This is a genomic window from Micromonospora sp. 4G55, assembly GCF_016803375.1.
Genome location: NZ_JAEVHN010000320.1, coordinates 1 through 6,821, shown reverse-complemented (window position 1 = coordinate 6,821; position 6,821 = coordinate 1). Strand labels below are relative to the sequence as shown.

Sequence of the window (6,821 nt, the reverse complement as noted above, 5' to 3'; positions counted from 1 at the left end):
CCTCCCCGCCCCCTCCCCCGCCCCCGCGATCTTGGACTTTGTGCCCGTGAACTGCCGGATTCGCGCCCTTTGCCGGGGCCGAAAGTGCAAGATCGCGCAGAGCGGGCGGGGATCAGGCGAGGGGTTCCACGCCGGGTGGGAGCTCGTCGCGGCGGTGGCGTCGTGCACGTAGTCGAGCAGTATCCGGCGTAGCTCGCGGCCGGCGTGGGTGGGGACGACGTCGCGGCGGCGGGCCACCGCGATGGTCCGCCGTACGCCCGGCGGGGCGAGCCGGGTGACCCGGACGCCGGCCCGGCGGGCGACCACGATGCCGGGTACCAGGGCGATGCCCAGCCCGGCCTCGACGAAGCTGAGCACGGCGTCCATCTCGCCGCCGTCGACCGAGATGGTCGGCTCGAAGCCGGCCTCCCGGCAGGCCTGGATGGTGGCGTCGCGCAGGTCGTAGCCCTCGCGGAACATCACCAGCGGCTGGTCACGCAGATCGGTGATGCGCAGCTGACCGTTCTCCCGGGCGGCGGGCAGCGGGTCCACCGACGCGACGACCAGGCTCTCCCGCAGGATCGGGTCGGCGCGCAGCCCCGGGTCGGCGCCCTGGGCCGGCATGATGATCAGCGCCAGGTCGAGGTCGCCACGGAGCAGGTCACGGACCAGGTCCTGGGAGCCGCCCTCCTCCACCCGCAGGTCCACGGTGGGGTGGGCGTCGCGGAACCGGCGCAGCACCGGTGGGGCGAGCGAGGTGGCCAGGCTGGGGGTGGCGCCGAGGCGGACCCGGCCCCGGCGCAGGCCGACCAGCTCCTGCACCTCGCGGGTGGCGGTGTCGACGTCGGCGAGGATCCGCTTGGCCAACGGCAGCAGCACCTCGCCGGCCGCGGTAAGGGCGATGTTGCCTCTTACCCGTTCGAAGAGCGGGGCCCCCAGGTCGGTCTCCAGGGCGTGAATTTGCTTACTCAGTGAGGGCTGGGTTATGCCGACGAGGTCGGCGGCTTGGGTGAAATGTCGCACTTCTGCGACGCCACGAAGTACTTGAGCTGATGGAGCTGCATCTACATAGCTTATGGCTATCAAGACTGCGAGGTCGATGCATTGGACGACTGATCAAAGTCCTCCTAGCGTCGGTCAGGTGGTAATCACGAAAACTCGGTCGCCCATCCGCTCGAACGTCGGCCTGAAGGCCGTCATGGCGGTGACGGGCATCCTCCTGGTGCTCTTCCTCGTCGTGCACATGCTGGGGAACCTGAAGATCTTCACCGGCGAGACGTCGTTCGACCACTACGCGCACTGGCTGCGGGACATCGGCACGCCGCTGCTGCCCCACACCTGGTACCTGTGGATTCAGCGCACCGTGCTCACGGTCGCCGTGGTGGCGCACATCGTGGCCGCCACCGTGCTGGCCCGGCGCGCCCGCGCCGCCCGCCCGGTGAAGTACGCCCACCGCAAGAAGATCCAGGGCAGCTACGCCGCCCGCACGATGCGCTGGGGTGGGGTGATCATCCTGCTCTTCGTGATCTACCACATCCTGGACCTGACCACCGGTGACCTGAACCCTCAGGGCGACGCCAGCAACCCGTACGGCAACGTGGTCGCAGACTTCGCGCCGGAGCGCTGGTACGTCACGCTCTTCTACACCCTGGCGATCGTCACCGTCGGTTTCCACCTGCGGCACGGCATCTTCAGCGCGCTGCGCAGCCTGGGCCAGCAGACGCCGCAGGGTGAGCGTCGCAACCGGGCGATCGCGCTGGTCGTCGCCGTCGGCCTCTGCGTCGGCTACCTGGTGGTTCCGTTCGCCGTACTCACCGGATTGGTGTCCTGACCATGGATCTCTTCACCGAGGGCGACCCGATCGCCGACGCCAAGGCTCCCGAGGGCCCGATCGAGACCCGCTGGGACCGCCGCCGCTTCGAGGCCAAGCTGGTCAACCCGGCCAACCGCCGGAAGATGACCGTGATCGTGGTGGGCACCGGCCTGGCCGGCGGCTCCGCCGCGGCGACGCTGGCCGAGCAGGGCTACCGGGTCAAGTCCTACTGCTACCAGGACAGCCCACGCCGGGCCCACTCCATCGCCGCGCAGGGCGGCATCAACGCCGCCAAGAACTACCGCAACGACGGCGACTCGGTGCACCGGCTCTTCTACGACACCGTCAAGGGCGGCGACTTCCGCTCGCGGGAGTCGAACGTGCACCGGCTGGCCGAGGTCTCGGTCAACATCATCGACCAGTGCGTGGCGCAGGGTGTGCCGTTCGCCCGCGAGTACGGCGGCCTGCTCGACACCCGCTCCTTCGGCGGCGCGCAGGTGCAGCGGACCTTCTACGCGCGGGGCCAGACGGGCCAGCAGCTGCTGCTCGGGGCGTACCAGGCGCTGGAGCGGCAGATCGGCCTGGGCAACGTGGAGATGAACACCCGGCACGAGATGCTGGAGCTGGTCCTCGTCGACGGCAAGGCCCGGGGCATCGTCGTCCGGGACCTGGTCACCGGCGAGATCAGCACCGAGATGGCCGACGCGGTCGTGCTCGCCTCCGGCGGCTACGGCAACGTCTTCTACCTCTCCACCAACGCCAAGGGCTGCAACGTCACCGCGACCTGGCGGGCGCACCGCAAGGGCGCGTACTTCGCCAACCCCTGCTACACGCAGATCCACCCGACCTGCATCCCGGTCTCCGGCGACCACCAGTCGAAGCTGACCCTGATGAGCGAGTCGCTGCGCAACGACGGCCGGGTCTGGGTGCCGAAGGCCAAGGGCGACGACCGCGCGCCGCGGGACATCCCCGAGGACGAGCGGGACTACTACCTGGAGCGGATCTACCCCTCCTTCGGCAACCTGGTCCCCCGGGACATCGCCTCCCGCGCCGCGAAGAACGTCTGCGACGAGGGCCGGGGCGTCGGCCCGACCAAGCTCGGCGTCTACCTCGACTTCGCCGACGCCATCAACCGGCTGGGCCGCAAGGCGATCGAGGCCAAGTACGGCAACCTCTTCGAGATGTACGAGCGGATCACCGGCGAGGACCCGTACGAGGTCCCGATGCGGATCTACCCCGCCGTGCACTACACGATGGGCGGCCTCTGGGTCGACTACGACCTCCAGTCGACCATCCCGGGTCTGTTCGTGATCGGTGAGGCGAACTTCTCCGACCACGGCGCGAACCGGCTCGGCGCCTCGGCGCTGATGCAGGGCCTGGCCGACGGCTACTTCGTGCTGCCCAGCACGATCGCCCACTACCTGGCCACGGGCCCGCTGGACAAGGTCGACGCCAGCCACCCCGAGGCGATCGCGGCCCGCCGCGACGTCGAGGACCGGATCACCCGGCTGCTGGCGGTCAACGGCGACCGGACCGTGGACTCGTTCCACCGGGAGCTGGGCCAGATCATGTGGGAGCACTGCGGCATGGAGCGCAGCGAGGCCGGGCTGCGCAAGGCCATCGACGAGATCCGCACGCTGCGGGACGAGTTCTGGCAGCGGGTGCGGGTGCCGGGCGACGGCGAGGGGCTCAACCAGTCGCTGGAGAAGGCCGGCCGGGTGGCCGACTTCTTCGAGCTGGCCGAGCTGATGTGCATCGACGCCCTGCACCGCGAGGAGTCCTGCGGCGGCCACTTCCGGGCCGAGCACCAGACCCCGGACGGCGAGGCGCAGCGCGACGACGACCGGTTCGCCTACGTGGCGGCCTGGGAGTACACCGGCACCGGTGAGCCGGTCGTGCTGCACAAGGAAGACCTGAAGTTCGAATACGTCCACCCCACGCAGCGGAGCTACAAGTGAACCTGACCCTGCGCATCTGGCGCCAGACCGGCCCTGAGGACAAGGGTCGGATGGTGACCTACCAGGTCGACGACGTCTCCCCGGACATGTCGTTCCTGGAGATGCTCGACGTCCTCAACGAGCGGCTCATCCTCCAGGGCGAGGAGCCGGTCGCGTTCGACCACGACTGCCGCGAGGGCATCTGCGGCATGTGCGGTCTGATGATCAACGGCGACGCGCACGGGCCGCAGCGCGGCACCACCGCCTGCCAGCTGCACATGCGGCAGTTCTCCGACGGCGAGACGATCGACATCGAGCCGTGGCGGGCCCGGGCCTTCCCGGTCATCAAGGACCTGGTGGTCAACCGGAGCGCCTTCGACAAGATCATCGCCGCCGGCGGGTACATCACCGCCCCGACCGGCAGCGCCCCCGAGGCGCACTCCACGCCGGTGGCCAAGGCCAACGCGGACGCCGCCTTCGAGTCGGCGGCCTGCATCGGCTGCGGCGCCTGCGTGGCGGCCTGCCCCAACGGCTCCGGCATGCTCTTCACCGCCGCCAAGCTCACCCAGCTCTCGCTGCTGCCGCAGGGCCAGCCGGAGCGCTACACCCGGGTGATCGGCATGGTCGACGCGCACGACGAGGCTGGCTTCGGCGGCTGCACCAACGCCGGTGAGTGCACCGTGGTCTGCCCGAAGGGCATCCCGCTGAACACCATCGGCCGGCTCAACCGCGACTACCTCAAGGCCACCACCAAGGGCGCCGGCACCCCCGGCTCCTGACCGTCAGTCGCGCACCGACCGCCGCATCCCCCCGGGGGTGCGGCGGTCGGCGTTTTCCCGAGGGTACGGCGGGAAAGCAGCGCCGGCGCCGGCCCGGGCGGCACGCCGGATTCGAGCCGCCCACTCGGGGTAGCAGTCCCATGGACGGCACCCAGAGGGGACGACAGGCATGAAGGCACTGACCTGGCACGGGAAGCGTGACGTCCGAGTGGAGGAGGTACCCGACCCGCGGATCGAGGAGCCCACCGACGTGATCGTCCGGATCACCTCCACCGCGATCTGCGGCTCCGACCTGCACCTGTACGAGGTGCTCGGGCCGTACCTGAAGCCCGGCGACATCCTCGGACACGAGCCGATGGGCATCGTCGAGGAGGTCGGCCCGGGCGTGACCCGGCTCAAGCCGGGCGACCGGGTGGTCGTCCCGTTCAACATCTCCTGCGGCGACTAGTGGATGTGCCGGCGGCAGCTCTACGCCCAGTGCGAGACCACCCAGGTCACCTCGGAGGGCAAGGGCGCATCGCTGTTCGGCTACACCTCGCTCTACGGCTCCGTCCCCGGCGGCCAGGCCGAGTACCTGCGGGTCCCGTACGCGCAGTTCGGCCCGGTCAAGATCCCGGCGACCGGCGCGGACGAGCGCTACCTCTACCTCAGCGACATCCTGCCCACGGCCTGGCAGGCGGTGAAGTACGCCGACACCCCGCCCGGCGGCACCCTCGCCGTCTTCGGGCTGGGGCCGGTGGGCCAGTTCTGCGCCCGGATCGGCCGCCACCTGGGCGCCGAGCGGGTGATCGGGCTGGACCTGGTGCCGGAGCGGCTGGAGATGGCCCGCCGGCACGGCATCGAGACCCTCGACGTCACCGAGCTCGAGGACGTGCCGGCCGCCCTGGTCGACCTGGTCGACGGGCGCGGCCCGGACGCGGTGATCGACGCGGTCGGGATGGAGGCGCACGGCGCCACCCCGGGCAAGCTGGCCCAGACCGCCGCCGGGCTGCTGCCGGACCAGCTCGCCCGGACCATGACCGACAAGGTCGGCGTCGACCGGCTGGTGGTGCTCAAGGCCGCGCTCAAGGCGGTGCGCCGGGGCGGCACCGTCTCCATCTCCGGCGTCTACGGCGGCGAGGTGGACCCGCTGCCGCTGATGGAGATGTTCGACCGGGGCATCCAGCTGCGGATGGGGCAGTGCCACGTGCGCCGCTGGACCGACGAGATCATGCCGCTGCTCGCCGGCGACGACGACCCGCTGGGCGTGGCGGACCTGCGTACCCACCGGGTGCCACTGGCGCGGGCGCCGCAGGCGTACGAGATGTTCCAGAAGAAGCAGGACGGCTGCGTCAAGGTCGTGCTCGCACCGTGAGCCGGGTGGTGGTGGTCACCGGGGCGACCAGCGGCATCGGCCGCGCGGCCGCCCGGGAGTTCGCCGGGCGCGGGGACCGGCTGGTCCTCGCCGCCCGCTCCCCCGCCACCCTGGCCGAGGTACGCCGCGAGTGCCGCGACGCCGGTGCCCAGGTACGCGAGGTGCCCACCGACGTGACCGTCCCCGGCGCGCTCGACGCCCTGGCGGAGGTGGCGCTGCGGGAGTTCGGCCGGATCGACGTCTGGGTGCACACCGCGGCGGTGATGGCGTACGGGCGCTTCGAGGAGATTCCGGCGGAGGTCTTCGACCAGGTGGTGCGGACCGACCTGCTCGCCTCCGCCGGGGTGGCCCGGGTCGCGCTCAAGCAGTTCAAGGCCGCCGGCGGCGGCACCCTGATCCTCACCGGCTCGGTGCTCGGGCACATCACCGCGCCCTACATGAGCGGCTACGTCACCAGCAAGTGGGGCCTGCACGGCCTGGTCCGGACGTTGCAGCAGGAGTCGCGGGACCTGTCCGGGGTCCAGGTCTGCCTGGTCACCCCCGGCAGCGTGGACACCCCGGTCTACCAGCAGGCCGCCAACTACCTGGGCCGGGTGGGCCGACCGCCGCTGCCGATCACCAGCCCGCAACGGGTGGCCCGGGCGATCGTGGACTGCGCCGACCGGCCCCGCCGGGAGATCTCGGCGGACCGGGTCAACCTGATCATGCGGGTCGGCTTCACCGTGCTGCCGGCGTCTACGACGCGCTGGTCGGGCCACTCATGCGCTGGGGCGGGCTGACCGACCGGCAGGTGTCGCCGCACGAGGGCGCGGTCTTCGCCCCCCAACCCGGCCGGCGAGGCCGTCCGCGGCGGCTGGCCTGCCCGACCTTCCCCGCCTGGCCCGCACGGTGACCCGACACCCCGCCTGGCCCGCACGGTGACCGACCACCCGCCTGGCCCGCGCCGGTACCGACCACCC

At 71.2% G+C, this 6,821-nt stretch carries 4 protein-coding genes and 2 pseudogenes; 5 read left to right on the top strand and 1 reads right to left on the bottom strand.

Translation table 11 applies throughout. The annotated features are described in order from the left end of the window. Nucleotides 1–112 precede the first annotated feature (112 nt). Nucleotides 113–1,043 (bottom strand): annotated as a pseudogene (locus JNW89_RS22775) (LysR family transcriptional regulator). A 35-nt stretch (nucleotides 1,044–1,078) separates the two neighbouring features. On the opposite strand from JNW89_RS22775, the gene JNW89_RS22770 reads away from it, so the two are divergent. The 5 genes and pseudogenes from JNW89_RS22770 (at nucleotide 1,079) to JNW89_RS22745 (ending at nucleotide 6,641) form a co-directional block, all read left to right on the top strand. Beyond that, nucleotides 1,079–1,810 carry a succinate dehydrogenase cytochrome b subunit gene (locus tag JNW89_RS22770; protein ID WP_255541128.1) on the top strand — a complete coding sequence of 244 codons (732 nt, stop codon included), beginning with the start codon at nucleotides 1,079–1,081 and terminating at the stop codon, nucleotides 1,808–1,810. A 2-nt stretch (nucleotides 1,811–1,812) separates the two neighbouring features. Further along, on the top strand, nucleotides 1,813–3,750 hold the full coding sequence (locus JNW89_RS22765) for a fumarate reductase/succinate dehydrogenase flavoprotein subunit (RefSeq protein WP_238450437.1): 1,938 nt from the start codon (nucleotides 1,813–1,815) through the stop codon (nucleotides 3,748–3,750). Next, nucleotides 3,747–4,508, top strand: coding sequence for a succinate dehydrogenase/fumarate reductase iron-sulfur subunit (locus tag JNW89_RS22760; protein ID WP_238450436.1), 762 nt, complete (start codon nucleotides 3,747–3,749; stop codon nucleotides 4,506–4,508). Before JNW89_RS22765 ends, JNW89_RS22760 begins: the two co-directional genes overlap by 4 nt. A 169-nt stretch (nucleotides 4,509–4,677) precedes the next feature. Then, nucleotides 4,678–5,862: pseudogene (locus JNW89_RS22750) on the top strand (zinc-dependent alcohol dehydrogenase). Beyond that, on the top strand, nucleotides 5,859–6,641 hold the full coding sequence (locus JNW89_RS22745; protein WP_238450433.1) for an SDR family NAD(P)-dependent oxidoreductase: 783 nt from the start codon (nucleotides 5,859–5,861) through the stop codon (nucleotides 6,639–6,641). The pseudogene JNW89_RS22750 and the gene JNW89_RS22745 overlap by 4 nt, the downstream one beginning before the upstream one ends. Nucleotides 6,642–6,821: the final 180 nt, after the last annotated feature.

Excerpts from the sequence above, each read along its gene's own strand:
- JNW89_RS22770 (WP_255541128.1), top strand. The coding sequence starts at position 1,079 with ATGCATTGGACGACTGATCAAAGTCCTCCTAGCGTCGGTCAGGTGGTA.
- JNW89_RS22765 (WP_238450437.1), top strand. The coding sequence starts at position 1,813 with ATGGATCTCTTCACCGAGGGCGACCCGATCGCCGACGCCAAGGCTCCC.